The organism is Paenibacillus sp. R-74696 (assembly GCF_055814915.1).
In genome coordinates this window covers 205,380-231,238 of sequence record NZ_JBPULM010000031.1, presented here as the reverse complement: position 1 = coordinate 231,238, position 25,859 = coordinate 205,380, and the positions used below count along the sequence as shown (strand labels likewise).

At 49.8% G+C, this 25,859-nt stretch carries 17 protein-coding genes; 6 read left to right on the top strand and 11 right to left on the bottom strand.

Annotation, left to right across the window (positions count from 1 at the left end; genetic code table 11):
• The first annotated feature begins 261 nt into the window (after window positions 1-261).
• A complete protein-coding gene (locus ACSR9A_RS15990) occupies window positions 262-783 on the top strand; it encodes a MogA/MoaB family molybdenum cofactor biosynthesis protein (RefSeq protein WP_046234765.1) in 522 nt (173 codons plus the stop codon).
• A gap of 206 nt (window positions 784-989) precedes the next feature.
• Here the strand turns inward: ACSR9A_RS15990 and ACSR9A_RS15985 are convergent, their stop codons facing one another.
• Window positions 990-2,867 carry an AbfB domain-containing protein gene (locus ACSR9A_RS15985; RefSeq protein WP_473758426.1) on the bottom strand — a complete coding sequence of 626 codons (1,878 nt, stop codon included), beginning with the start codon at window positions 2,865-2,867 and terminating at the stop codon, window positions 990-992.
• A gap of 287 nt (window positions 2,868-3,154) precedes the next feature.
• On the opposite strand from ACSR9A_RS15985, the gene ACSR9A_RS15980 reads away from it, so the two are divergent.
• Window positions 3,155-4,090, top strand: coding sequence for an MraY family glycosyltransferase (locus tag ACSR9A_RS15980; RefSeq protein WP_341281318.1), 936 nt, complete (start codon window positions 3,155-3,157; stop codon window positions 4,088-4,090).
• Between the two features lie 72 nt (window positions 4,091-4,162).
• On the opposite strand, the gene ACSR9A_RS15975 is transcribed toward ACSR9A_RS15980, so the two are convergent.
• From ACSR9A_RS15975 to ACSR9A_RS15960, 4 genes are all read right to left on the bottom strand, one after another.
• Window positions 4,163-5,395 carry an S-layer homology domain-containing protein gene (locus tag ACSR9A_RS15975; RefSeq protein ID WP_473758230.1) on the bottom strand — a complete coding sequence of 411 codons (1,233 nt, stop codon included), beginning with the start codon at window positions 5,393-5,395 and terminating at the stop codon, window positions 4,163-4,165.
• A gap of 203 nt (window positions 5,396-5,598) precedes the next feature.
• Window positions 5,599-9,552, bottom strand: a complete 3,954-nt coding sequence (locus ACSR9A_RS15970) for a S8 family serine peptidase (RefSeq protein ID WP_473758228.1) — start codon at window positions 9,550-9,552, stop codon at window positions 5,599-5,601.
• Window positions 9,553-9,850: 298 nt separating this feature from the next.
• On the bottom strand, window positions 9,851-10,927 hold the full coding sequence (locus ACSR9A_RS15965; RefSeq protein ID WP_473758227.1) for an LLM class flavin-dependent oxidoreductase: 1,077 nt from the start codon (window positions 10,925-10,927) through the stop codon (window positions 9,851-9,853).
• Between the two features lie 6 nt (window positions 10,928-10,933).
• A complete protein-coding gene (locus tag ACSR9A_RS15960) occupies window positions 10,934-11,794 on the bottom strand; it encodes a VOC family protein (protein WP_473758225.1) in 861 nt (286 codons plus the stop codon).
• Window positions 11,795-11,987: 193 nt separating this feature from the next.
• Between ACSR9A_RS15960 and ACSR9A_RS15955 the strand changes: the two genes are divergently transcribed.
• From ACSR9A_RS15955 to ACSR9A_RS15940, 4 genes are all read left to right on the top strand, one after another.
• The gene (locus ACSR9A_RS15955; RefSeq protein ID WP_341281313.1) at window positions 11,988-12,524 is read left to right on the top strand and encodes a helix-turn-helix domain-containing protein; all 537 of its coding nucleotides are present in this window, start codon (window positions 11,988-11,990) and stop codon (window positions 12,522-12,524) included.
• 183 nt (window positions 12,525-12,707) lie between these two features.
• Entirely contained in the window at window positions 12,708-14,225 is a 1,518-nt protein-coding gene (locus ACSR9A_RS15950) for a spore germination protein (RefSeq protein ID WP_473758223.1), read from the top strand.
• Window positions 14,222-15,400, top strand: a complete 1,179-nt coding sequence (locus tag ACSR9A_RS15945) for a Ger(x)C family spore germination protein (protein WP_473758222.1) — start codon at window positions 14,222-14,224, stop codon at window positions 15,398-15,400. The genes ACSR9A_RS15950 and ACSR9A_RS15945 overlap by 4 nt, the downstream gene beginning before the upstream one ends.
• A gap of 15 nt (window positions 15,401-15,415) precedes the next feature.
• Complete coding sequence (locus tag ACSR9A_RS15940) at window positions 15,416-16,528, top strand: GerAB/ArcD/ProY family transporter (protein ID WP_473758221.1); 1,113 nt, start codon at window positions 15,416-15,418, stop codon at window positions 16,526-16,528.
• A 95-nt stretch (window positions 16,529-16,623) separates the two neighbouring features.
• Here ACSR9A_RS15940 and ACSR9A_RS15935 read toward each other — a convergent pair whose 3' ends face one another.
• The 6 genes from ACSR9A_RS15935 to ACSR9A_RS15910 all read right to left on the bottom strand — a co-directional run bounded on the left by ACSR9A_RS15935 (window position 16,624) and on the right by ACSR9A_RS15910 (window position 25,853).
• Window positions 16,624-18,195, bottom strand: coding sequence for an ABC transporter substrate-binding protein (locus ACSR9A_RS15935; RefSeq protein ID WP_473758219.1), 1,572 nt, complete (start codon window positions 18,193-18,195; stop codon window positions 16,624-16,626).
• A gap of 69 nt (window positions 18,196-18,264) precedes the next feature.
• Window positions 18,265-19,197, bottom strand: coding sequence for a carbohydrate ABC transporter permease (locus tag ACSR9A_RS15930; RefSeq protein WP_341281308.1), 933 nt, complete (start codon window positions 19,195-19,197; stop codon window positions 18,265-18,267).
• Window positions 19,198-19,212: 15 nt separating this feature from the next.
• Window positions 19,213-20,133: an ABC transporter permease gene (locus ACSR9A_RS15925; protein ID WP_056042839.1), complete on the bottom strand. Its 921-nt coding sequence runs from the start codon at window positions 20,131-20,133 to the stop codon at window positions 19,213-19,215.
• Window positions 20,134-20,312: 179 nt separating this feature from the next.
• A complete protein-coding gene (locus ACSR9A_RS15920; RefSeq protein WP_473758217.1) occupies window positions 20,313-21,887 on the bottom strand; it encodes a response regulator in 1,575 nt (524 codons plus the stop codon).
• Window positions 21,888-21,912: 25 nt separating this feature from the next.
• The gene (locus tag ACSR9A_RS15915; protein WP_473758215.1) at window positions 21,913-23,706 is read right to left on the bottom strand and encodes a sensor histidine kinase; all 1,794 of its coding nucleotides are present in this window, start codon (window positions 23,704-23,706) and stop codon (window positions 21,913-21,915) included.
• A gap of 185 nt (window positions 23,707-23,891) precedes the next feature.
• The gene (locus ACSR9A_RS15910) at window positions 23,892-25,853 is read right to left on the bottom strand and encodes an AraC family transcriptional regulator (protein WP_473758213.1); all 1,962 of its coding nucleotides are present in this window, start codon (window positions 25,851-25,853) and stop codon (window positions 23,892-23,894) included.
• Window positions 25,854-25,859 lie beyond the last annotated feature (6 nt).

Below are 25,859 nucleotides of genomic sequence, written 5' to 3'. Positions count from 1 at the left end.
ACGATATTATCCCAAAAAAGAAATCGCCAGCAGCGATTCATTAACGGTTATTACATTGCTTAATAGTAATTATTACGCTTAATGAGTATAGCAAGCCGCTTTTCATTCGTCAACTGCCTATTTTGGGCCAGCCCCCAGTGCCTTTTACGGAGGAACATTCCATGCATGCGCTGGCATCAGGGCCAGATCCAGTATACAATAGGAGTCATTATTCAAATATTTTCCGGCATAGCTGGCCAAGAAAGGATGTTTACATTTCCAATGAGTACATCCGTTGAACAACATCGCGAGGAAGCACCTTCGACCGTTAATTGCATGGTCATTACCGTATCTGACACACGTACGCCCGCTACCGATAAAAGCGGCACGCTGCTTATTGAGCTGCTCAAGGCAGGCGGCTATCAGACGACGCGCTACGCCATCGTCAAGGACGAATACAGCGAAATCCAGTCCGCGCTGCGCAGCGGAGCTTCGGACCCGGCGGTTGAGGCGATTTTGCTCAATGGCGGGACAGGCATTGCCAAGCGGGATACGACCTATGAGGCAGTAAAGGATTTGCTCGATAAGGAAATGCATGGGTTTGGCGAGATTTTTCGCTACTTGAGCTTTGCTGAGGATATCGGCACGGCGGCGATTCTGAGCAGGGCGATTGCTGGCGTTTACGAGGATACGGCGATTTTCTCCATGCCCGGCTCCAGCGGCGCAGTCCGGCTCGCGGCCGAACGCATTATCGTTCCTGAGCTAGGTCATGTGATGCGGGAAATTTATAAGGATCTTCGCTGACGGCTTTTTTACATCTTTAATGGCGAGGCTGCAAAAATATATGAAGCTTCCGTCCATCCATAAAAACAAGAGAAAGAGGAGGTAGCCCACTCTTTCTCTTGTTTTTTGTGTCTTGTGTTTTTCTCTCTTGCTCTCTATTTCTCCTCTCTTTTCCTCCCTCTTTTCCTCCCTCTTTTCAGCCCTCGTCTATCCTTCTCTCTACGATTTTACGAATAGTTCGTTCGTTTGAACGTTGCATCATTTTTAGAAATTGTTGTATTGAGGGCGCTCAAGGCGTCCAGCCGCAGCACATAGTCGTAATGGCGAACGTAATAGCCCGGCTGGCTGTACGATTCAAAGGAAATTTCCGTGCTGTCTCCAAGCCCGCTGACGATGTTGAAGGTCGCATCCTGTTTGAACGCATCCGTTCCGTCATATTGCTGAAGCACAATCTGATTGCTGGCATTGCGGCGGAAAAAATAGCCAGGGTAATTCATCGACTCCAGCGATACGGACGACGCGCTCGCAAGTCCCGGCACCACTCGGAACTGCGAATCGGCAGCCGGAGATATACCCGAATCAACGCGTCCAACATAGTTGTTATGACGGATTAGGTAACCAGCAAGAGCGCCCGCTTCAAAGGTGCTGTAGCCCGTCGCCTCTGCAGTCGCTGGGCCAAACAGCCGAACCTCATGCAGCGTTGGCGTATACCAGTTGCCCGGATTGTTGAACAGCACTGCATTCACCATATTAATTCGCACATATCGCGCCGTAAAATGTACTGCGTCAGTCGTGAAACCGTATGCGGTGTTCGTCGTACGGTCAATCGCTGCGTAGTTCACGCCGTCATTGCTGATTTCGATTTTATATTTGTAATAGCCCTCGGAGCCCTTATACATAAACCACGAAATATCAACCTCAGTAATCGTCTTCGGTGCGCCAAAATCCACCTGCCACCAAGCAGGCCAGCCATTATTTGCAGCCGCCCATGACACTTGTGCATTGCCGTCATTGCCATTTGCTGCGCTGCTTCCGGAGGCGATGCTGCTGGCGGTCGCGGTTTTGCCCAGCGCATGGTTGACTTGCGACGGCAGCGTGACCGTGCCAGTTCCTGCATCAATGCCCCATGAGCTATACCAATTGAGCGTTGCACTATTGCTTGCATCATTCAGCGTAAGCGGCAGCCAGATGAATTTGTGGTCGCTGAGATTGAGCGGATTCCAGCGGTCCGCCATATAGATGTAGGTCGTGGTGGCACTGCCCGTCACGGTCATAATATTTTCAATCTGCGAGCTGTAAGCCGCCGGATCACCGAAGGGCGAGATCGCAGACCATGTGCCGTTCATCGCCGAGGCTGTGGAATAGCCGCCTTGGTTCGGATACCAGCCCGAAGCCTGCGAGGTGAACAAATAATACGTATTGTTTTTCTTCACAACAGCAGGCGCTTCGCGGTAACCGTTCTCATAAATCCAGCCGACAAAGCTGCTCACGCCGGTATAATCGGCATTCAGCTTAAAAATCGCCATCGTATCGTTGGCGCCGCCATTTTTCCTCGAAGCGGTAATAAGGTAGGCGCTGCCGTCGGTATCGGCAAACACCGTCATATCCCGGGACTCGTAGTTCAGCGGCCGGAAGCTGCCTTGATACGCAAATGCCCCATCTGGTGTAGAGCTCGTCGCTACTGCAACGCGGGCGAGCGAATAATCGCTGCCATTTTCATAATGCATCCAGAGCACATATTTGCCCGTTGCGGCATTATAGATGACCTTCGGGCGCTCGATCTTGCTCGTATTCAGCTCCGCTGCCGAGGTTTTGGTCAGCACGCTGCTGCGGAAAGTCCAATTTTTGAGGTCGCTTGATGTATACACGTTAACGGCATCGAACGTTCCGCCCGTCGCATGCTCGCCATACCAGTAATAGGTGGAACCGACCTTTAAAATGTTGCCGCTGTGCGCAAGAATCGGGTTGCCTGCAGTATCCTTCCAGTCTGTCCCGTTTACAATACTTACGCTGGCAGCGTTAGCGCGGCCCGCCGGAATCGCTCCGGCAGCAATTGAAAGCAGTAGAGTAAGCAGCAAAACAGCGATCACACTTCTTTTTCCCATAATCACCATGCTTGAACTCCTCCTTTATAATGATGCGACGCCTGGTTAATATCAGCAACGCACACCCCTTATATTAGCATTTATGTAAGCGATTTCAATTGAACAATCCGGCGAATGGTGAACGATCTGGACTTCGACGGAAGATGAGTTATTTATCAGAAATTTGCTATTCAAACTCGTTTATTGTAACATTTTATTAGTTTGAGAGATTGCTAGCTTTGCTGCCTATTTTTATATATTTATACATTCAGGAGATGATCTAGATTAGTTACGCTGCTGCATTTGCAATGTCATTCTTTATTGTGCTGCTGCTTATTCCTCCGCTTCGTAAGCTCGCTTTCCGCATCGATTTTGTGGACAAGCCCCGCAAGGATGTCGAACGCAAAATACATAAAGAGCCGATTCCACTCACGGCGAGCTATGCTATTTTTGTCGGCTTTATGGCTACGTATTTAGTATTTGTAGATGAAATTACAATGAAAACAGTCGCTATTATAATAAGCTCGATCTTGCTGCTCATTATTGGCACGATTGACGATTGGTACAAGACGCATGGCAAGGATTTTCCGTCATTGCCGAAGATGCTCGTTCAAGTGTCGGCGGCAGCAATCGTATTTTTCGCTGGTGTATCATTCGAGGGCTTCTACAATCCGCTCAGCGGTGAGTTCGTCAATCTGCCTTATGCCTTGCAATTCGTATTGACGATTTTATGGATTTTCGGCGTAACGACCGTCATTAACTTCTCCGATGGCATGGACGGCTTGGCGGGCGGCCTTTCTACAATTTCAGCTGTAACGCTGTTTATTGTGGCCCTTACCAAGGGGCAAAGCGATTCCGCGATGCTGGCTATTATTTTGATTGGGGCTGCAATTGCGTACTTGCGCTACAACAAGCCTCCGGCCAAAATATTTATGGGCGACGCTGGCGCGACGTTCCTCGGCTTTATGCTTGGAGTCATTGCACTTGACGGTGCCTTCAAGCAGGCAACTGTGCTGTCGATTTTCATTCCGATTTTGGCGCTTGGCGTGCCGATCTTCGATAACATTTTCGTCGTAATCAAGCGTATGATTCAAGGCAAGCCCATTTACCAAGCGGATGCGACACAGGTTCATTACCGCCTGCTGCATTCCGGCCTCAAACCCGGACAAGTGCTGTCGTTTCTGTTTCTCATCAGCGTTTGCTTCTCGCTATTTTCGATTATTTTACTTATGATTCCGGTATAGAGCATGTATTGCAAAAAAACCTCTCCCATGTGGCAGAGGTTTTTTTGCATGGGAGGACTGCCTTAGTTGATGTCAGTTCAGACGCTCCATTACGCGGTGCAGCAGCACGCTGACTTCCGCACGCACTGCATGGTCGCCTGGAGCAAAAAGCTTGTCCGTCCGTCCTTGCAGCAGCTCACGCTCGTACAAATACGCAATATCCTGCTCCGCCCAGTGGCCGCTAATATCGCTAAACGGATGTACACCAGATGCAGCTTCTTCTTGTGCACCTGCTGGCTCGGCCGGGCCGAGCGCCTTGAGCTGCCGCGACAGCACAGCGGCAATTTCCGCTCGCGTAATCGGCTGATTCGGCAGAAGGGCGCTGCCTTGCGGCCGCTCTACACCTTGCAGCAGGCCATTTGCCGCCGCTGTCTCCACATAGTCGTATGACCAATCGCTTTTGCGCACATCGGTAAAAGCGGGGATGGCTTGCTGCTTCATATCCAGCTCGAACGCAAGTACAGCGGCCTTCGCGAACTCTGCCCGCGTCATTAGGCGCCCCGGCTCAAAAGTGCCAGCTGCCGTCCCTTGCATCACCTGCGCAAGCGCCAGCTCCCCGACAGCTGCCGAAGCCCATTTCAGCTTCGCAACCGCCTCATAATCCTTGAATTGCTTGAGGCGCTGCTCCACCGTCAACTGTGCTGCCGCTTTCGCTGGCGATTGTCCGACGACCTTCGTCGCGCCGTCCTTGACTGATTCTGCGCCAATGCTGACGACTGGCTCATTTACTCGATGCTGAATATTCAGTCCCGGATTATCCGGCAAAATAATGATCGACTTCGCCAAGCTGAAGGACGCGGCTCCATCCTTCTCTGCCTTGAAGGTCAGGCTGCCCAGCTTTCCGTAGCCAGAAAATAATGCCGGGTCCCGCTGGGCCGTCGCCTCGGCAATTTGAATAAGGCCTGCTGCGGCATCAAGCTTGTTCAGCAGCTGCATGGGACTCGCCGAAGCTGCAAACACCGCTGGCCGCAGCAGCGCCTCCGCCTCTTTTTCAACTACAGGCGCTATTCGCTTTGAATCGTATTTCATATGTACCTCATAGCCTTGAACTCCGCCGTAGCTCCCTTTAAAGCCTTGCAGCCATACGGCGACCTCGAACACGTCGCCAATCTTCACCTGATTGGCAGAAAGGACAATACGAATTTGCGGCAGCTTGTCTGCTTCCGCCTTCTCGGCTCCCGATGCCGATGCCGCACCAAGCCAAGCAGTGACCAGCAGGCTTACCCCCATTAATGACAACCATTTTGAATGCTGACTCCCTCTCATATTCATCTCTCCTGTCTTCGACTTCTTGCTCCCTATACCTCATCCTGAAAATAAGGAGGGGAGCCAATCGCGCTCCCCTTCCATTTTTCACGACCGTTTTATGATCAGTCTCTTGCCCTTTGTCTCTTACCTCTTATCTCTTATCTCTTATCTCTTATCTCTTATCTCTTATCTCTTATCTCTTATCTCTTATCTCGTGCCGCTTACAGCTTGAAGTTGCCTAAAACGAATGAAATATCGAGCAGGTCAACCGCGTTATCCCGATTAATGTCAGCTGAGCTTGCCGGTGCATTGGCCCAGCTTGTACTCCGTGACTTGCCGAACTGCTTGGCGACAAGCTGGAGATCGGCCAGATCGATTTTACCGTCGCTATTCACATCGCCCGCCTGAAGCGGTCCGACATTAAGCGTCGTATCCTCGTCAGCCACCGTCACCGAAGACGCCGAAGCCACATGCCCTGGCACGACTACACGCACGGTGTAAGTACCCGATGGAACAAGCAGCGTATAGCTTCCATCCGCCTTCACTTCACCAACAGCTGCAACCTCCTTGCTTGCTGTAACCGCCTCTACGACAACTTTGTGCACACCATCGGCACCTTGGTACCACGTCTCACTATAATTCACACTGCTGCCGAGAGCTTCCGCCGTTATTTTGCCTGTAATCCGATGCTCCGGCTCGGTAGGACCCGGCGTCACCGTCACAGAAACGTCGCTCACACTGCTATAAGCAATTTCTTGCGTATCGCTGTTCAATGCCCGAACATTGGACAGTTTAAAATCTTGTTTTCCGGCGCTGCCGCTGGAAAAATGGAATGTTGCCAGCGTCCCGGAGCCGCTATAGCCGCTGTGATCCCCGGTCAACGATACGACATAGTCGCTCCTCGCAACGCCGCTCCCGAGATCGACAACCGTCTCATTTACGATAAGCGATCCGCCAGGATTGACCTGCTGCTGATACGTGGACAGCGTAACGCTTGGCGCAACTGTGCCTTTCACGAGCCCGCTGTCATATGTCAAGCTGAACTGCGCCGCATATAAGCCCTTTACATGCTCAAAATTCACATCAATATCAAAGGTTTCACCCGTGCGAACACTGGACTTTGAAGCAACAGCTGCCAATGTGGCAGGCTGCTCATTCGCACTCTCATAGTTGACAACAAAGGCTGGCTCAATGACGCCATTATCGGCGGCATCATACACATACACGTCAAACGCGTTGCTTCCTTGAACAATTGGCACCGAAATCTCGAAGCGCCCGTCTGCTGCAATCGTCGCATCATACTGCTGCAAATCGCCGTTTGCATCCTCAGCGATGGCAGCAGCACCAACTGCCGAATAATCGCCGAACAACGTAATAAGGCGGTCACTGATAATTCGTCCGCTAATCACACCGTCATTGCCTGTAACTGCAATTGGCGGGTCAGCCAGTTCCGCAACCGGAGCCTGCACATCCAAGACAAATTCGGCAAGCTGGTCAAGCAAAAAATCTTCTGCCCCAAACCCGACCCAAGGCACGACGACATAATGTCCTTCACCAAGCTGCTGAGGGCCAAGAGCCGTCAATATTTCCCCGTCCCAGCCTTCAACGATGTAGCTGCCCGGTGTCATGCCTTGCGCGCTTTCCACAATGGCCCCTTTCCAGGACAAATTGCTTCCCGAAACCGCATAAACATCCAGTGAAAAATACGGCAGCGTAGCATTTACGCGGAACTTAAGGTCGGTCGTATCCGCTGCACCATCACCATTTGGCGAAAAAAGGAACGGTTCAAGCGTAATTTCCGATACTTTTGCTGGAAGCTCCACTTCGCCTACATAGACAGCGAGTGGAAGCTGTATAGTCTGTCCTCCACCCTGAATGACGACTTCGCCCTCGTAACGGCCATCCTCCGCTGCTTCTGCTACCTGCAGGGCTACATCGAAGGAAGCCGTACCGCCTGCCGCCACCGCGAACGATTCTTCGCTAACGCTTAGCTCACCCGCTGCCTCGCCATACCATATTGTCGATACCGCATACGAGCTGGCCGCGCCAGAAATATCCTTTACTTGGATCGTTTTCGCCGACTCATCCCCTGGAGCCTGTGCTCCGAAAGATAAGCTGCCCGTCAAATAAGACGTAGCGGCAGCACCTGCTACTGCAACTGTCGTTTCCTCCACAAGCGCTATCGCTTTTGCATGAGAGATTTGCTCCAAGTCAATCCGTCCTGCCCCTTGATCCATATGCGAATAACGCTCGCCGCTGCGATCTGCCAGCTTCTTCGTATTGTTCATCAGCAGCCCTTTTACCTCAAATGGAGTAAGTCCTCTCTCCTTTTGAAGCAGCAGAGCAGCAGCGCCTGCAATATGCGGACTCGCCATGCTCGTGCCTTGCTTATTTTCATAAGCATCCGAATAATCGCCGCCATAAGCAGGTACGGATGAACGAATAGCTACACCTGGCGCCGTTATATCCGGCTTAATAGCCAGACCCGGCAGTGATGGACCGCGCGAGCTGAAATCCCCCATCATATCCTGCTCTACTGTTGTACCAAAGTCGATCGAATACCCGCCAGCTCCAGCAGCCGCGTCAACCTTCGCTTTCAAAGCAAGTCCATCCTCCTGGGAAATGCTAAGCGTAGGGACATAATCGACTCCCGCATTCAGCGTTCCACTGAAGCCTCCTGTCGCATTGTTATAAATAATGACAGCCGCAGCTCCGGCATTTAAGGCATTCAGCGCCTTTTCGCCAAAAGTAATGGAGCCTCGTGAAATGAGCGCAGCTTTACCCGTTACATCTTTGCCAATGAAATCCGCCGCTGTTCCTAGGCCCGCATATACAAGCTCCAATGCATTATTTTCCAGATTGCCAAGCTCAGGGGAGTAGGTCATATAGCCACCATAGACGGTGTCTACTCCGCTTCCTGTCAGCACAGGCACAGAAAGTGGCGGCGAAGAAGCTCCGACGGAAATCGCCAGCTCCGCTGTAGCCGGAACACCTACCGTATAAGGCTCTGGTCCATCGTTGCCGTTCGCCGCAACCGCCACAACGCCTGCCAGCATCACATTATTCAGCGCGACGGCGCTAGCCTCGAACTGATCATTAAAGTCATCGCCCAGCGAAAGGTTAATGATATCCATACCGTCGATAACCGATCGTTCCATCGCGGCAATGACGTTTTCCGTCGAACCTCTGCCTTTCGGCCCCAGTACGCGGTAAGCATAAATATCTGCACCGTATGCGACGCCTTTTACCCATCCGCTTTCGCCATCCGGGTTTTCCGGATCTCCGCGCCCTGCTACGGTACCAGCCACATGCGTGCCATGGGAGGTTGCCACCTCAGCATCATTCGGATCGGGAAGCGTCTCGTACGGATCATTGTCGTTGTCGACAAAATCATAGCCACCCTTATAAGCATCCTTCAAGCTTGGATGGAGATAATCAATACCGCTATCGATAACCCCAACCTTAATGCCTTCCCCCGTTAGGCCGCTGTCCCAATAAACAGGGGTACCGATAAATGGAACACTCTCGTCCATTTTAGCCTCCACGCTTGGCTGCGGATCTATAATAATTTCCGAATTCGGATAGATAGCCTTCACGCCAGGCAGCGCAAGCAGCTTGTCCACCTGATTTGCCGGAACCTGTACCGAGTAGCCATTGAAAATTTGCTGGTACTGGCGCCCAAGCTTCACATTCAGCTTCCTCGCAGCAGCAGCAAAGCTGGATTGCTCCTGCTTCACAATCGTCTGATAGCCGGCAATCGACTTGGCCTGACCTTGCTGTGCCTTGACGCTCTGCACGGCGATTGGATCGGATACCAGCTCAACGATGACGCTAATCGTCTTGCCGCTGTCCGAATGCGGCACGTAGTTTTGCGGCGTAAGGAGTAGTGGTGTTGTTCCCTCTGCCGCAGAGCCTGCCGCTTCCACCTTGAAGCGCTGCTCTCCCTGCGCGCCAAGCAGCCCCGCCGACTCCTTCTTGCCGGCTGAATCAACCTGCTCATAAGCCGATTTCGGCAGCTTCAGCTGCTCTGACAATATGGAGGATTTAAGGCTTTGCGGAGCTGCTTCCGCCCCCATAGCCCCCGCGGGTAATAATAAGGTGAGCAAAAGCGACATGACGATTAGAATAGATAATTGCTTATTGCGACTTGTTTTGCGTTTATACCATTGCTGCATGAAATCCCTCCTATTTTTCATTGCCCTCTACTAAAACCGCCACCTTGCCTCCTTTCTATCAAATATCACAAATTACCTTTTAACCCATAAATATGTATTTCTAAGCTCGTTAAAATCTATTGTAAAGGATCATTTACGAGAAAATTGTAGAACCGTCTGATTATTGAAAATATTTTGGAGCACGACAAAAAATCTGGCAAACGCCGTAAAGCAGCGCCTGCCAGATTGTCTATGAATCTATGAATGAATTATCGTTATCCGCCAGCTTTCGTCAAAATCGGCAAGGATCAGGTTTAAATCATGATTTCGCTTTTGTCGCTGCACGCACGATAGGCGCGACCTTCCCAGCTAATAGCTCGATGCTTTCGGCAACTTTGGCATAAGGAATGCCGCCAATATCGAGCTGAGCAATAAAACGCTGATGCCCGAACAGCTCATGCTGGCGAATTATTTTCTCAGCTATTTCCTCTGGACTCCCGACAAACAAGGCCTGATCGGGCGCCGTCATTTCGGCGAACTCCTCCTGCGTAATACGGAAGTCGCTGCCGCGCTGGCGGTTCATATGCGACCAATAATTCGTGTAATAGGGGAAATATTCTGCACGAGCCTTCTGGCTATCCTTCGCGATATAGCCGTGACCAGTGACGCCAACCTGCAAGCTCGCTGCATCGAAGCCCGACGCCACTCCCGTTTCGCGATAAATATCGACGAGCGGCTTGAACCTGTCTGGTGAACCGCCAAGAATCGCCATTATCATGCCGAGGCCAAATTCCCCTGCGCGCACAGCGCTCTGCGGCGAACCGCCAACGCCAACCCATACCGGAATTTGCGGCTGAATCGGACGCGGAGCAATCGCAGCGGCCCGAAGGGCAGGGCGATGCTTGCCCTGCCAGGTTACTGTATCCTGGCGGCTCAGCTCGCCGAACAGCTCCAGATTTTCGCTAAACAGCTCATCATAATCGCTCAATTCATAGCCAAACAGCGGGAACGATTCGACGAATGCTCCGCGTCCCGCAATAATTTCCGCACGCCCATCAGATAATAAATCCAGCGTCGCATAGTCTTCAAATAAGCGTACCGGATCAACCGTACTGAGCACGGTAGTTGCACTCGTCAGCTTGATTCGCTTCGTTTCCCGGGCAATAGCTGCCAGCATAACTGGCGTTGCCGAAACGACAAAATCATGGCGATGATGCTCGCCCAGGCCGAAAATGTCGAGCCCTCCTTCATCCGCCAGCTTTGCCGCTGCAATAATGTCCTGAATCCGCTGCTTCGCACTTATCGTTTCCAATGTATGAGGATCAGGCAATATATCGCCTAATGTATAAATGCCAATTTCAATTCCGGTTTGCTGCTCCCCCATTCGCTTCTCCATCGCTGCTTATCCACCAATCGTCAGCAAACTGGAAATGCCAGAAGGATCTGTGACCATCCAGCCATCTGCCTGCTTGCGGAATTGTATTTGCTTTTGCCCCAATCTAGCCAGCACTTCATCCAACGCTGCTTGATTAGGAAGCACAATCGTGTAGTAGTCCAGACCTGCCGCATTCGCTGGAGCTGCTGGTACACCTACGCCTGCCCATGTATTCAGGCCGAGGTGATGATGATAGCCGCCCGCCGAGATGAACAATGCGGACCCGCCCATGTTGAAAATAAGATCAAAGCCTAATGTGTCGCAATAAAACTGCTGGGCTTGCGGCAAATGGCTCACATGCAAATGCACATGCCCAATAACCGTGCCTTCGGGCAGCCCATTCCAAACCTTGCCTTCGGAAACATCCAGCAGACCCTGAATGTCAACGGGATCAGTCGCCATCTTGTAGCCGCCGCCCTCCAGCTTCTCCCATTGCTCGCGGGGGCGATCGCGGTAAATTTCAATGCCATTGTTGTCTGGATCATTGAAATAGAGCGCTTCGCTAACCAAATGGTCGCCCTGTCCAACCGGCACATTATGGTTCGCCAAATTCCGCAAAGCAAGCCCCAGCGCTTCACGACTCGGCAATAAAATCGCAAAATGATACAGTCCCGCCGCTGCACGCTCCGGCAGCACAACCGCACCCTGCTGCTCCTGCAAGATGAGCAGCGGACGCTTGCCGTCAGCCGTCAGCTGCACTTCGTTCCCGCTTCGGGAAAGCTCCTTAAAGCCCACAACCGCTTTATAAAAAAGGAGCGAGCGCTCCATATTACTTACTTTAAGCTTCACATATCCAATATGTGCAGCTGGATGAATGGAAATAGTCATTGTCCATCGCCTCTTTATCTGATATATTTGTTATAAGAATATATGTTTTATATGAGAAATATTATCATGTGAATGCTGGCAAGTCAATAAAACATTTGCTACTATGGATGAAGCTTAATGCCACATACACAGGCTCAACCGCCACAGCTTAACGACAACGGTTAAGAGGCAACCAATGTTTCAGGAGGTACTCATGGATATTGGCAATACCATTCGCTCAATTCGCAAGAAGAAACAACTCTCTATCCAACAGGTTGCGGAGCTTACCGGACTATCACAAGGGTTCCTAAGCCAAGTAGAAAATAACAAAACATCGCCATCCATTTCTACGCTCGATCATATTGCCGGAGCCCTGAACGTTCCGCTCGCCTTCCTGCTGCTCAAAAAGGATGAGCGGATGCAGATTTTGCGCAAGGATGAGCGTCGGCACACTTTGTACGGCGGCGGGAAGATGAAGGTCGAGCAGCTCAGCGAGCGCGGCAGCGTCAAAATGATGCTGGTCGAGCTTGAGCCCGGCGCCTCGACGGCAGAGGAGCATGCCCATGCGGGGGAAGAAATTCACTTCCTCCTCTCCGGCACGATCTATGTAGAGCAGGGAGACGAATCGGCAACCATCTACGCAGGCGATTCCTTTAGCTGGAAAGCCTGCATGCCCCACTATGCCAAAAATATTGGCGAGGATAAAGCCATTGTGCTCATTTCCATTAATAACGATACACAATTGGTTTAGCCCATAACGCTAATCCGGATCAAAGCAGCGTTCTCTCAGGAGAGCGCTGCTTTTTTTGGCTTTCTGCCAGCAGCCCCTTTTTGCCCATCCTATTCAATCAGCAGAATAAAAAATGCCGCTGTCGGTAAATATATCCTTAACTTATTCGGATTTAACCACTCTTATAATTCAAGGAGAATGACGATGGTTGACATAATGGATTACCGGCTGATGCCTTTCAGCACCGAGCTAGCAGCCAATATCGAAATTCTCAACACGATTTATAATGATTCCGTTGATATTAAAAGCCGGACCTTTCCGATCGCTGGGAAAACCGAGGCTTTTCTTTTGTTTATCGATGGCATGGTTAACGAAACGCTCATCGACCTGCATGTTCTTGCTCCGCTGCTGCAAACCCGAACCGAAGCGTCTGAGCTTGATTTTGCCTATATCCGCTCCGTCGTATCGACGAGCCAGCTTTCCATCGCCACATCCTTTAACGAGCTTCTTCATTATATTTCGACCGGTAGCGCTGCCCTGCTCGTTAATCATCTGCCGTTTGGCATCGCCATTAATTTATCCGGCTGGCAGCAGCGCGGTATCGAGGAGCCGGCAGCAGAATCGATTATTCGCGGTCCGCGCGAAGGCTTTACCGAGACGATGAGCGTCAACACCTCCATGCTGCGGCGCAAAATTAAAGATGCTGCCCTAAAGCTGAGCTCTGTACAGGTTGGGCGCTATACAAAGACGGAAGTCGTCATCGCCCATATTGATGGCATTGCTAATCACTCGCTTGTCGAGGAAGTCAGACATCGCATCGAGAAAATCGACATTGATGGGGTATTGGAAAGCGGCTATATCGAAGCCTTAATTGAGGATCATCCGTATTCGCCCTTCCCGCAAATCCAAGTAACCGAACGTCCTGATGTGGTCAGCGCCTCGCTGCTGGAGGGGAAAATAGGCATCATGGTAGATGGTACGCCCTTTTGCCTGATTGCTCCGACGACCTTCATGTCTATGCTGCAATCGCCAGAGGATTACTACCAGCGCTTTATGATCAGCACCTTCATCCGCTGGCTGCGCTTTCTGTTCCTCTTCATTTCGCTGCTGCTGCCCTCCCTTTATGTCGCGGTGCTGACGTTCCATCAGGAAATGGTGCCAACTTCGCTGCTGCTCAGCATTGCCAAGTCTCGGGAAGACATCCCCTTCCCCGCGCTGATTGAGGCGCTGCTGATGGAGGTTTCCTTCGAGGCGCTGCGGGAAGCCGGCGTTCGCCTGCCCAAGCAGGTAGGCTCCGCCGTCAGCATCGTCGGCGCACTCGTTATCGGGCAAGCGGCGACCTCTGCCGGACTCGTCTCCTCGCCAATGGTCATGGTCGTGGCGATTACAGGCATCGCGTCGTTCCTGCTGCCGCAATACAGCGCTGGCATCGCCATACGCGTATTGCGTTTCCCGATTATGTTTCTGGCGGGCATGTTTGGCCTGCTCGGCTTGATGCTTGGCGTCATCGCCATCATTATCCATTTATGCTCCATCCGCTCGCTTGGAGTGCCATACTTGCAGCCGCTTGCGCCAATGAAATGGAGTGAAATGCTCGATACATTCATGCGCGCTCCGATTTGGAGCAACCGCAAAAGACCAAGCTTTACTGGACGTAAAAATGAAATAAGGCAGCCCCCTTACAATCGTCCCGAACAAGGAGAAGGTGAGGCTTCCTCATGATCCAGATGCTGCGTTCAATTCTGTTTTCACTATTAGCTCTATTGCTTTGTCTTGTACTCGGCGGATGCTGGGATCGCAAGGAAATTAATGATTTGGCGCTCGTAACCGGGGTAGCGATCGATAAGAAGGACGATAAGCTCATTGAGGTGAGCGTGCAAATTTTCATTCCCCAAGGCTCTCCGCAAGGAGTACAAGCTGCTGGCGAAGCTTCAGGCGGAACCGGGACCACCTTCGTTCAATCGGCTCATGGTGAAAATATTGCTGATGCGTTGTCCCAACTCCAACAACGCTTTTCTCGCAAAATCTTTTGGGGCCATGCCGAGGTATTCATCTTTGGCGAGGACAAGGTCAAGCAAGGCGTGAAGGAGGATATGGACTTTCTGATGCGGGATTCAGAGCCGCGTGAGCGGGCGTTTGTGTTCGTCAGCAAAGGAAAAGCAAAAAAAATTTTGGAGCGTCATTCGATTTTGGAGCGGAATACGTCGGAGGTGCTGCGCGAAATGGCGAACAATAGGACGAGCATCACGTCATCGATGGCTCATTTGTCCGAAATGCTGGAGGATGACAGCAAAACCGCCTTGCTGCCTTGGGTAGAGCTGCTGCCGCCGCCGAATAAAGACGATCCTACGCGCAGCATCGGTTACATAAACGGGACTGCCATTTTACATAATGGCAAGCTGGTAGGTGTCGCTGACAACCGGGTGACGCGCGGCATTTTGTGGATTATTAATGCAATGGACAATGCCATCATTACGATCCAGCCCGAGGGCGCTAGCGGTACGGTCTCTGTTCAACTGCTGCGCAACCGCTCATCTATGAAGCCGCGCTTCCGTGACGGCAAATGGGAAATGACGATTCACGTCTCCTGCAAAAATCAACTGCTGCAAAATACATCGGACATCAATTTGACCGAGAGCAGCGAAAGCCTTCAAAAAATCGAAGACCAGCTAGAGCGCAATATTGAAGAGCGCATAAACCTGGCTGTTGCCAAAGCTAAAAAAAGCTATAAGGCGGACATTTTCAACTTTGCAGGAGCGTTCCATCGCGCTTATCCACGTGTATGGAAGCAAAATCAAAAGGATTGGGATGCGATTTTCCCAGAAATAAAGGTAATTGTAAAAGCTAAAGCAGAAATTTTGCGACCGGGCATGTTCAATACCCAAGAATCCAAGTAGGAAGGAGGAAGCCGAATGATTAAGGAGAAAATCAACGGCAATCAAATTTTCTGGATGATTTCCACGATGCAGATCGGCATGACCATTTTGCTGACCATCAATCCTTCCATTGCGGTTGCCAAGCAGGATGCATGGTTATCGATTGCCATCTCTACGCTGTTTTCCATGGGCCTTGCCTATGTGCTGTCACGCATCAGTATCATGTATCCTGGCGATTCTCTAGTCACCTATGCGCCGAAAATATTGGGCAAGTTCCTTGGTCACACGATCATTTTGTTGTATTTCATATATTGGTATACGGTGCTGGCCATTATTTTACGGCAGTATGCCGATTTCATGATTGGCACCATTTTGCCGCTCACGCCCGTCCTAGTTCCGATTATTGGCATGCTCCTTGTGGCAGCCTATGTTTCCTTTGCTGGAATTGAGGTGCTTGCAAGGTGCAGCGAGGTATTTGGCCCTTTAGTGCTGCTTGGTATTATGGTGCCGCTTCTGCTGAATATTTCGCAAATAAAAATAAACAATTTACTGCCGTTTATGGTCGACGGCAGCCCGCTCGTGCTGCTCAAGGGCGCGCTGCCTACCGCTTCCTTTCTTGGTGATAACATTATGCTGATGATGATTCTCCCCTTCCTTTCGAAGCCGCGCGAGGGGACAAAAAGCGCTGTGCTCGGCTCCGTAGTAGCAGGAGTATTTACGTTGTTTTCCGCAATGGAGTGCATCGCCATCTTCGGCTACTCAACAGCTGCTCGGCAGACCTATCCGTTTCTCAATTTGGTTCGCTTCATTTCCTTCGGCTTTTTGCAAAATCTTGATGCCATCGTCGTCGCCATCTGGATTATGGGCATTTTCATTAAAGTATCGCTGTATTTGTTCGTTGCCTCTTATGGCAGCGCCCAATGGTTCGGTGTGAAGCGCTGGCGAACTTTCATCTTTATCGCTGCCCCCGTCGCGCTTGTACTCTCGATGCTGCCGCGCAACTTTGTTGACAGCTCCATCCTTTATCCTAAGCTCGTCGCTGTACCGATTAATTTGCCCTTCCATTTTATTTTTCTGCCGCTGCTGCTGTGGATTGTCGGTAAGATTCGCAGCAAAAATAAAAAGAAAAGCAAGCCTGACAGGCTTTAAACCGGCAGCCGCACTGCTGAAAAAGCAAAAGCCCGCAGCCCGAGCACCTGTTGCCAGATGTTCGGACTGCGGGCAGCTTATTGCCTTAGCTGCTATTATTTTTTCGCTGCTAGAAAAGCATCGATTTGGCTTTGTACTTCTGCGAGAATTTTATCAATGCCGGCCGCCTTCACCTGCTTGTTCAAATCCTCAAGGCCTTTATCTACATCCTTGATAGCGCCATACTCCAGCGGAATAGCAAAGCGGAGCATCACATTGCCAACATTCGCCACTTCCGTCTTCACCTTGCTGTTGTCAAAAACGAAGGTTTCCAGTGGGTAGTGGTAAACCTTCGCTTCCCAATCTTTCGTGAGCGCAGTCGCTTCCTCTGGGAAGGATGCGTTGTCACGATTAAGCGGCGAATTGAAGCCCCAGCTGGAGAAGCCTGTGAAGTTCACGCTTTTATCGGTCGTATCGTATTTATCGTCGCCAACGGCTGTGAAATGTACGCCTGGGATACCGTATTGCACCAAGTCATGAAGCTCTCTGTCATTTTGCATCAGGTCAACGAACATCAGCGCACGCTCCGGATTTTCGGAGGTTGCATGGATAGAAACACCGTTTTGCGTCGATACGGCATTCGATTTTTTCGTATTTGGCGTAATGTCCGCCAGCGCAAGCTCATAAGGCGATTTTTCCATGCGCATCAATGCCATAAGTGAGCCGAGCGTTCCCATATTATGCGTAATAGATGCTGTTTTGCCTTCTTTGAAATCCTGCTGGTGGTCATTTTTATTGTTCAATACGTTTTTCGACCAGGCATTATTGTCAGCAAGGTCTTTGTAATAATACAGCAAATCCTTGAATTCCTGTGTTTCATAGACGTTAAACACTTTGCCCGCTTCATCCGTCAGCTTAAAGCCGATCGGCAGGTCGAAATCGAGCATGTTCCAGTCATGTTGCTGCTTGAGCAGAATGCGGTCTAAATTATGCAGCTTCCAGTCGCCGGTTTCCGGTGTGAATGGCGTAACGCCTTTCTCATTTTGAGCGACCGCTTTCAAATAGTTAGCATAGGCTTCCGGGCTGTCGATAGCAGGAAGGTTGTATTTTTTACGCAGGTCCTCCCGGTACAAAATCAGCTTCTCTACCGATTCGCCTCTGTTTTGCGGAACCATGTACAGCTTGCCGTTTACTTTCGCCTGATCCCAGCCAACCTTGTCCATTGCTTTCCACGTTTCTGGCATATATTTGGACAGCATATCGTCGGTCAGCTCCAGAAAACCGCCTTTGAGTGCCTGATCGTTATAGCCCGCCCAGTTCGCAGAATAGATAAGGTCAAAATCTTCATTCGCCGCCAGCTTCAGCGGATATTTTTGCGCCCAATCGGACCAATCTAGAAATTCGGCATCGACAGTCGCATTGATTTTTTCCTTGAGCTTTTTATTAATTTCTGCGAATACGGCATCATAATCAACCGGCTTCGGGCCGACAAACACCATTTTCAGCTTAACCTCTTTGGAAATATCTACGCCGTCCTTCGTCTGCGACTGTGCTGCGGAAGAATTTGTGCCTGACGCTGGTGCAGTGCTTGCTTCTGTTCCTGTATTGCCACCGTTGCCGCATGCACCAAGAACCATGGCTAAAGTTAAGGCTACCGCCGGTATAACGACTTTTTTCTTCTTTTGCATATTGAATTTCCCCCTTAAATGTAACTGTTGATATGCCCATCTATCTTGATAAACCAAGTTCCCTTGGGATTATCCTTTCACTGCGCCAATCGTCAAGCCTTTTACAAAGTACTTCTGGATGAAGGGATAGGCAAGCAGGATCGGACCGCTGGCTACAACCGTCATTGCCATCTTAAGGCCCTCTGTCGGCAGGCTTGTCGTCACAACAGCGCCTGAGCCCATCATTGCCTTGCGCATACCATCCATGTTGCCCAACATTTTGTACAAGTAATATTGCAGTGGCATCAGCTTGTCGTCCGCAACGAACAGCAGGGCATTATACCAATCATTCCAATAGCCGAGGGCAAGGAAGAGACCGATCGTTGCGAGAGCAGGCTTGGACAGCGGAAGAATAAGTTTCATGAAAATAAGGAAATCGCCTGCGCCATCGATTTTGGCCGATTCAACAATCGCTTCTGGAATGTTGCTCATAAACGATTTCATAACGATGATATAAAACACGTTCAGCAGCAGCGGCACAATCAGCGCTAGCGCCGTATCCTTCATATGGAGATAGTTGACGATGAGCAGGTACCAAGGCACAAGCCCGCCGCTGAACAGCGTCGTAAAGAAAAAGAAGAAGGAGAAAAAATTGCGCCATTTGAAATCTTTGCGTGATAGGCAATAGGCGGTCATAGCAGTCAGGAACAGACCGATCGCTGTACCGATAACGGTAACAGAGATGGTTACCCCATATGCCCGAATCATTTGTTCGGGATATTTGAACAGGATTTTATAAGGCTCCACAGAGAAGGCAGTTGGGAAAAATTGATAACCCTCACGCACAATTGTGCTTTCCTCCGTAAACGAAGAGGATACGATCAGAATAAAAGGCAATATGCACAGAACCGACAGTACGGTTAAGGAAGTATAGCCGATAATGGCAAGAAGTTGGCGGTCGAGCTGACCGCTTTTCACAGACTTGACGGCTTTACTGCCGATATTAGCATCAGATACACTCATTTTCATGACCTCCCACTAGAATAAGGCGCGATCTTTGTCATACTTGCGAACGGCATAGTTAAACAGCATAATGGTGGTAAATCCGAGAACCGATTGATAAACCCCCGCAGCGGCCGACATGCCAATGTCATTCGAAGTGATGAGCGACCTGAATACGAATGTATCAATAACATCAGTAGACGAGAACAACACACCATTATTGCCGACCATATTGTAAAACATCCCAAAATCGCCTTTGAAAATATTGCCCACTGCCAGCAGCACCAATATAATGACGGTTGGATATAAATTAGGAATCGTTACCTTGAAGATACGCTGAAAAATATTCGCGCCATCGATTTCCGCGGCCTCATACATTTCGGTATCAATGCTCGTAATCGCCGCCAAATACATGATCGTACCATAACCGAGCGTTTTCCACGCCGCGACCAGTACGAGAATAATCGGCCAATAGGCAGGCGTATTATAAATATCAATCGGCTCCATCCCAATATTTCTCAGCAGGGAATTAACCGTTCCGATGTCAAAGCTGAGCAGGTTGTAGGCAATCGCGCCCACGACAACCCAAGAAATAAAGTAAGGCAGGAACAAAATCGACTGAGCGATTTTGCGGAACCATTTGCCCCCAACCTCGAACAGCAATATCGCCGTGAAAATTTGCAGCACATTGTTGACTACAATAAAAGCGATATTATAGAGCGCCGTATTTCTTGTTATGCGCCAGGCATCGCCCGATTCAAAGAAAAACCGAAAGTTGTCCAGCCCATTCCACGCGCTGCCGAAGATTCCGCCGGCATAATCATAATGCTTGAAAGCAATAATAATGCCCGCCATCGGTATATAAGCAAACAGTAGAAAAAACAAAACGGCTGGCAGCAGCATGAGCAAAATAGCCCGATATTTGATGACATCCTGTATAAATCCGTGTCGCTTCATCTGTGCTCCCCTCTCTTCTCTTGTCTGCTTTCATTATAAGAAAAGCAGGGCGTCCGCATAATTAAGGGGAACAACTAAAACTTATACTAATTCAACGATTGCATAAAATGGCGGTTAAAAAATAACCCGGTATCCGTCGGACCCCGGGCCATTACCATGAAATAAACACAGAAAAACGATTAAATATTATGTTTTTTCCGATATTCCCCCGGCGACATACCAATCTGCTGCTTGAATTGGCGATTAAAATAAATAATATTTTTATAGCCAGCCAGCTCGGCAATTTCATATATCTTCTTGGTCGGGTCCTCCAGCAGCTTGCACACATGCTTCATACGCAGCTCGCTTAGAAAATCGCTGAACAGCGTATTCGTCTCGGCTTTGAACAGCTGGCCCAAGTAGTTCGGCGTAAAATCAAAGTGGGCCGCCACCTCATTGAGCGTAATTTTCTGATCGAGCCGCTGCTCCACATAAAGTGCGATTTCTTCGATCAGCTTCCGCTTCTGCCGCTGCTTCTTCAAATACAGCAGCTCGGACAGCTCGAAAAACCGCCTTCTCAGCCAGGAGAGAATGTCGTGCACCGTCTCAAATTGAAACAAGACAAACGGCTGATGGGAGTCCCATTTTAAAATTTCATATAAATGCTCGTTCATTTGCTGGAGATCCGCATGCAGCTTGGACGTAATACGAATGATGAGGTCGTAGATGTCGTTTTTCCCGGTTAGCGGCTGGTCGCCGCTGAACAGCTCCCGCAAGCAATCATCAACCGTCGTCAGATCATATTCCAGCATCGCCCGCAGCATCCGGTCTACCGTCTCTTCGAGGCTGTACGCCATCGCTTCTTTAGGCGACCAGGATGCTGCATCGTGAATGAGCCTGTTTTTCCCGACAATCCATTTGATGCTCAGAGCTGCCTGTGCCTGCTGATAAGCGTCATGCAGCTTGGCAATAACCGTTGTATGCATGCCGGCGCCAATGGTAATCGAATAGGGAAAAGCTTCGTTAAACGCTTGCACCAGCTTTTCAAGCAGCGCTTTGCATTCCGCCTCCTGCACCGTCGCCAGCAGCACAAAATGATAGTCATAGCTGGTCAGCAACGTTCCAACTTGATGACGGTCAACAAAGTCACGAATAAACAACGCCATCTCCGCTGTTAAGGAACGTCGCTCACCCGCTGCCATCTTGCCCAGCTTCCACTCCATATCATCAATTTCAATAATGGCAACAGCTGCTCCGCCCTGCAGCAGCGGCATAAGGAAGCTGTGAAGATGCTGCTCTACCCGCCCCGATGTCGGCTCGTTAAACCAGCGCAGCAGCAGCTCCTGATGCACCAGCGTCAGCGTCTCGGTCAGCGACTGGTTTTGCTGCCGCTCCTGCTCGATTTTGTTGCATAGCTCCAGCAGCATATCATGAAGCTCGGTATCATCAACCGGCTTAAGCAAATACCCGGAGGCGTTCAGTTGGATCGCTTCCCTCGCGTAGCTGAAATCCTGATGGCCGCTTATAAAAACAAGATGCGCCATCGGGTTAATCGCCTTCGCCCTGCGGGCAAATTCCATCCCCGACATAATCGGCATGCGAATATCCGAGAGAATCAGGTCGATGCGCTTCTGCTCCATCATTTCCAGCGCCTCGAACCCGCTAGTGGCAACGGACACATCCTGCAATTGCAGGCGCTCATTGCCGACTACCCGTCGCCGGAGCCATTCCAAATCGATCGCCTCATCATCCACGAGCAATAAACTAATATCCATCTCCGCACGCTCCCCTCTAAGCTGCCTATAGCCAAATCCCTTCTGCATCCTCCCTCATCTCGGCATTTTCGACCGGAAGAATAATTTGCACCGTTGTGCCCGCGCCATAATGGCTGCCAATTCGAATGCCAAAATCCGTGCCGTAGCGCAGCTTGATTCGCTCTTCGACGTTTTTCAGACCATATTTATCCGATTTGGCGTCTTCCACTTTATCCGTTTGTCCTGCAGGAACAGGCATAGGCAAGGATGTATTCGAGAGCATTTTTTTGATCGTATCCGGCCGCATCCCGATGCCGGTATCAATAATTTTCAGCTCAATGCGGTCGCCCAGCCGCCTGCCCGTTATGCGTATCGCTATCGTTTTGCCAAACCAAGCGTGCTTAAATATATTTTCCACAAATGGCTGTAAAATAAGCTTAATAATCGGCGTTTGCAAAATATCCGGCTCGATGTCGTAATAAACCTCGAACGTATCGGCATATTTTACCCGTTGAATGTCCAAATACGTTTTTACCTGCTCAATCTCCTTCTCCAGCGTAATGTACACATTGCCGCCATTCAGCGTTAAACGGTAAAACTTCGACAGCCCCTGAACCATCGCCGTCACCTTGTCCGTCTCACCCAAATTAGCCAGACTGCCAATCGTCGAGAGCGTGTTATACAAAAAATGAGGGCTGATCTGCGCTTGCAGCACATCCAGCTCAGCCTGCTTTTTCTGAATGCCCTGCACGTAGACATTTTTAATCAGCTCTTGAATGCTCGTCGCCATTTGGTTGAAGGAATTGGCAATATGAACAAATTCGTCATTGCCGGTAAAACCAATCCGCTTATGAAAGTTCCCTTCTTGGAAGGAGCGAACCAGCATAACAATTCGCTTCATTTTTTTGCCAGACAACCGGGCAACAATGTAGCCAATAAACGCCATGACCAGGAAGCTGATTAAGCACACGGCGAAAATAACCTTTTGCATACGGCTGGCATCCTTGTTTAAATAGGCATGCGGCACAAGCGTTTCAATCACAAATGGCGTTCCGGGTATGTCTTCTTTTACACTCAGGTAGGAGGCCGAATTAGACTGATCGCTTGTTATGCCGCGCGTATACATGACCTCGCCTGATTGGGTGTTAAGAAGTCGCAAGCTGATGCCTTGATCAATCGGGAACGTATCGAAGTTGCCAAGCAGCTCATCAAAGCGAGCCGTCACGCGCACATAGCCGATAACAGAAGCCATGCCGCTGGAGGACACCAGCTTGCGAAAATGCGAAACGTTTTCCAGTTTGCGGTCGGAAGCCAGCTGTATCCAAAGATTATCCTGATTGGATGCTTGGAGTGACTTGAACCAGTCCGTATTCTCGATATGATGCATCGAAAGCACATAATAGTCTCTGCGCTGAATAGGCTTGTCCATATCATCGCCCAGCACCTCGTACATTTTCTCGTCTACCGTGTAAACCGCGAGCCGGATATTGTTTCCATACAGCTGGAGCGGCGCTCTCATCTGCGGTATGATGTCATCCTTCATTTTCAGCATAATCTCCAGCGGTTCTCCCGTGTTTTGCAGAGCATTCTGAAACGTTAAGCTGCTGAAGAGCGTGCTCGATATACGTTCTATCTCATCCATTTGGTATTCAATATTATTGCGCGTCTGCTCCATCGCGGTGCGAATATTCGTCTCCGCCATCTCCGTTCGTGACTGAACGAGCATCGTATATGAGATATAGCCGACCAGCACATCCGTCAGCAGCACAAGCGCCATGTAAGGAATCATCATTTTATACGTAAATGGTATATACAGCTTGCTCAGCTGGAAGCTCTTCATCTGTTGTCTCCTTTCGTATCCTGCAGCGCTTATGTGCATCATTCTACAATATAGGAGGGGATTTTGATATGGCAATAAAATCACTATTCCTGCACTTATTTTAGCCTCACAAGAAAATAACCCGTAAAGTGGAAACTCTTAGAGAGTCCATTTTACGGGTTAGATTTATTTGTTTATTTATTTATTTATTTCACAATACTCTCCAGCACATCATCAATCATTTGCGAGTTGGCAATCGTTCCTGTGTACAGCCAGCTGGCATTGTTGTCATACGCGTAGACGTTGTTATTTTTCACTGCAGGAATGCCCTGCCAGATCGGATCGCTCAAAATTTCCTCTTTAGTCGCCTCCCTGCTGTTCACAATGAACAGGTAATCGGCGTCCAGCTCGGCGAGCTTCTCCTTGGAAATCGCACTCCAATTCGCCTTCGCCGTAGAGGATATTTCCGCAACCACGTTCGGAACGGCCAAACCCAGATCCCGATAAAGCAAATCGCCGCTGGATAAGTTTTGGTTGACGACGTAGACATTTTTAGCCGTTATCCAGAGAACCGCAGCCGACTTGTCACCGATTGCTTGGTGCAGCTTATCCTTGGCATCTGTAGCTTTCGCTTCATAATCAGCCAGCACCTGCTTCGCTTCCTCACTCTTATTCAGCACTTCTCCTACCGTCAGCAGCTCCTGCCGCCAATCATTGTTGACATCGCTGCCTACTGTATAGGTTGGGGCAATTTTAGCATATTGTGCATACTTGTCCCCCATTACCATTTCCGCATTGTCGATAATAATAAGATCAGGCTGGTAGCTCAGCACGACTTCATAGGGAAGCTCGGATGGAATAGCAGGGATATTCGCCAGCTCCTTCTGCAAATAATTTTGCACCTTCCCATCACTTACCGACCACTGAGCAACCGGAATGACGCCTAGCGCCACCAAATGATCTTCCAAATAAGAGGCTATAACGCGTTGAGGATTAGCTGGAACCTTAACCTCATTCCCCAAACCATCCTTCAGTACCCGCTCACCCGCTGTCTGTTCCGCTGAATTGCTGCTTGCGGCTGGCGCAGCCCCATTTGTCGCTGGAGAATTTGCCGAACTTCCGCATGCACTGACCAATAGAGTAACCGCTAGCAGCATCATAATGGCAATTGATTGTTTGGAAACTTTGTTCATTCTTAATACCCCTTCGCCTCTGTTTTGATAATGATTATCACCAATAACAGTATGCCCGCTGCGCCTCCTGGATACAATGGGGTATCGGGACATCAATAATGGATTATAAGGGCGTTTTCTCGGGGGGCTCGCTTCCGTTTTATAATGGATCGGCGAAATGCCCGTATGCTTTTTAAAAATACGGCTAAAAAAATAAACGTCCGGATAGCCGACACCAGTGGCTATTTCCTGTAAAGTCCCCTCCGTGCTCGTCAGCAGATCTTTCGCCTTCTGGATGCGAAGCTGGATGAGATAATCAATCGGACTATGGTGGATTTGATTTTTGAATAGGCGCGTTAAATGCCTTGGCGTACAATCCAGCACATTCGCCAGCCGCTCCAGTGTAATCGATTCCGCATAATGCTCATGGATAAACCTGACCGCTTGGGCGACCAGATCCGCTTTTATAACGGGAACCTCCTGCTCCTCAAGCTGCCGCAGCAATTCATAGATGAAGTCGTAGAACAACGTTTTCACATGCAGCTCGGCAAGCTTGCCGTCCTTATGAAATTCTTCGTTCAGCTGCTTCAGCTTCTCATAAAGGGATATTGGAAAAACGGGCGTAACACCGTATTGCATGCGAAAAGGATTTTTCTCCAGCAGCCGCTGTTTTTCTGGCATATTCAGAAGCGGCTGAACCGTTTTGTAGAGAATGAGATAATATTCAAAAAGCTCATCTGTGGGGCGAATATCCAAATAAAAGCCTTTCCCGCCATGCAATATTTGAAATTTTTTGAATGCATATTCCCGATTGTCCAAAGCAACCGCCGCACTGCCTCTTAGCGCAAACAAAAACGCATTGGCCGGCAGCCGATAGGCGCTAAGCGCTTCCCCTAGCTTCATTTTAATATGCCGAACGTCCATCACTTTAATAGCACTATGCGTGAACCAAAACAGCTGCTCCTCCATATTTATCTTGTCGTTCGTGACTTCCAATTTTTC

What these genes read in the sequence shown, in the direction of transcription:
- ACSR9A_RS15990 (WP_046234765.1), top strand. Translation starts at nt 262, where the DNA reads ATGAGTACATCCGTTGAACAACATCGCGAGGAAGCACCTTCGACCGTT.
- ACSR9A_RS15985 (WP_473758426.1), bottom strand. Translation starts at nt 2,867, where the DNA reads ATGGGAAAAAGAAGTGTGATCGCTGTTTTGCTGCTTACTCTACTGCTT.
- ACSR9A_RS15980 (WP_341281318.1), top strand. Translation starts at nt 3,155, where the DNA reads ATGTCATTCTTTATTGTGCTGCTGCTTATTCCTCCGCTTCGTAAGCTC.
- ACSR9A_RS15975 (WP_473758230.1), bottom strand. Translation starts at nt 5,395, where the DNA reads ATGAGAGGGAGTCAGCATTCAAAATGGTTGTCATTAATGGGGGTAAGC.
- ACSR9A_RS15970 (WP_473758228.1), bottom strand. Translation starts at nt 9,552, where the DNA reads ATGCAGCAATGGTATAAACGCAAAACAAGTCGCAATAAGCAATTATCT.
- ACSR9A_RS15965 (WP_473758227.1), bottom strand. Translation starts at nt 10,927, where the DNA reads ATGGAGAAGCGAATGGGGGAGCAGCAAACCGGAATTGAAATTGGCATT.
- ACSR9A_RS15960 (WP_473758225.1), bottom strand. Translation starts at nt 11,794, where the DNA reads ATGACTATTTCCATTCATCCAGCTGCACATATTGGATATGTGAAGCTT.
- ACSR9A_RS15955 (WP_341281313.1), top strand. Translation starts at nt 11,988, where the DNA reads ATGGATATTGGCAATACCATTCGCTCAATTCGCAAGAAGAAACAACTC.
- ACSR9A_RS15950 (WP_473758223.1), top strand. Translation starts at nt 12,708, where the DNA reads ATGGTTGACATAATGGATTACCGGCTGATGCCTTTCAGCACCGAGCTA.
- ACSR9A_RS15945 (WP_473758222.1), top strand. Translation starts at nt 14,222, where the DNA reads ATGATCCAGATGCTGCGTTCAATTCTGTTTTCACTATTAGCTCTATTG.
- ACSR9A_RS15940 (WP_473758221.1), top strand. Translation starts at nt 15,416, where the DNA reads ATGATTAAGGAGAAAATCAACGGCAATCAAATTTTCTGGATGATTTCC.
- ACSR9A_RS15935 (WP_473758219.1), bottom strand. Translation starts at nt 18,195, where the DNA reads ATGCAAAAGAAGAAAAAAGTCGTTATACCGGCGGTAGCCTTAACTTTA.
- ACSR9A_RS15930 (WP_341281308.1), bottom strand. Translation starts at nt 19,197, where the DNA reads ATGAGTGTATCTGATGCTAATATCGGCAGTAAAGCCGTCAAGTCTGTG.
- ACSR9A_RS15925 (WP_056042839.1), bottom strand. Translation starts at nt 20,133, where the DNA reads ATGAAGCGACACGGATTTATACAGGATGTCATCAAATATCGGGCTATT.
- ACSR9A_RS15920 (WP_473758217.1), bottom strand. Translation starts at nt 21,887, where the DNA reads ATGGATATTAGTTTATTGCTCGTGGATGATGAGGCGATCGATTTGGAA.
- ACSR9A_RS15915 (WP_473758215.1), bottom strand. Translation starts at nt 23,706, where the DNA reads ATGAAGAGCTTCCAGCTGAGCAAGCTGTATATACCATTTACGTATAAA.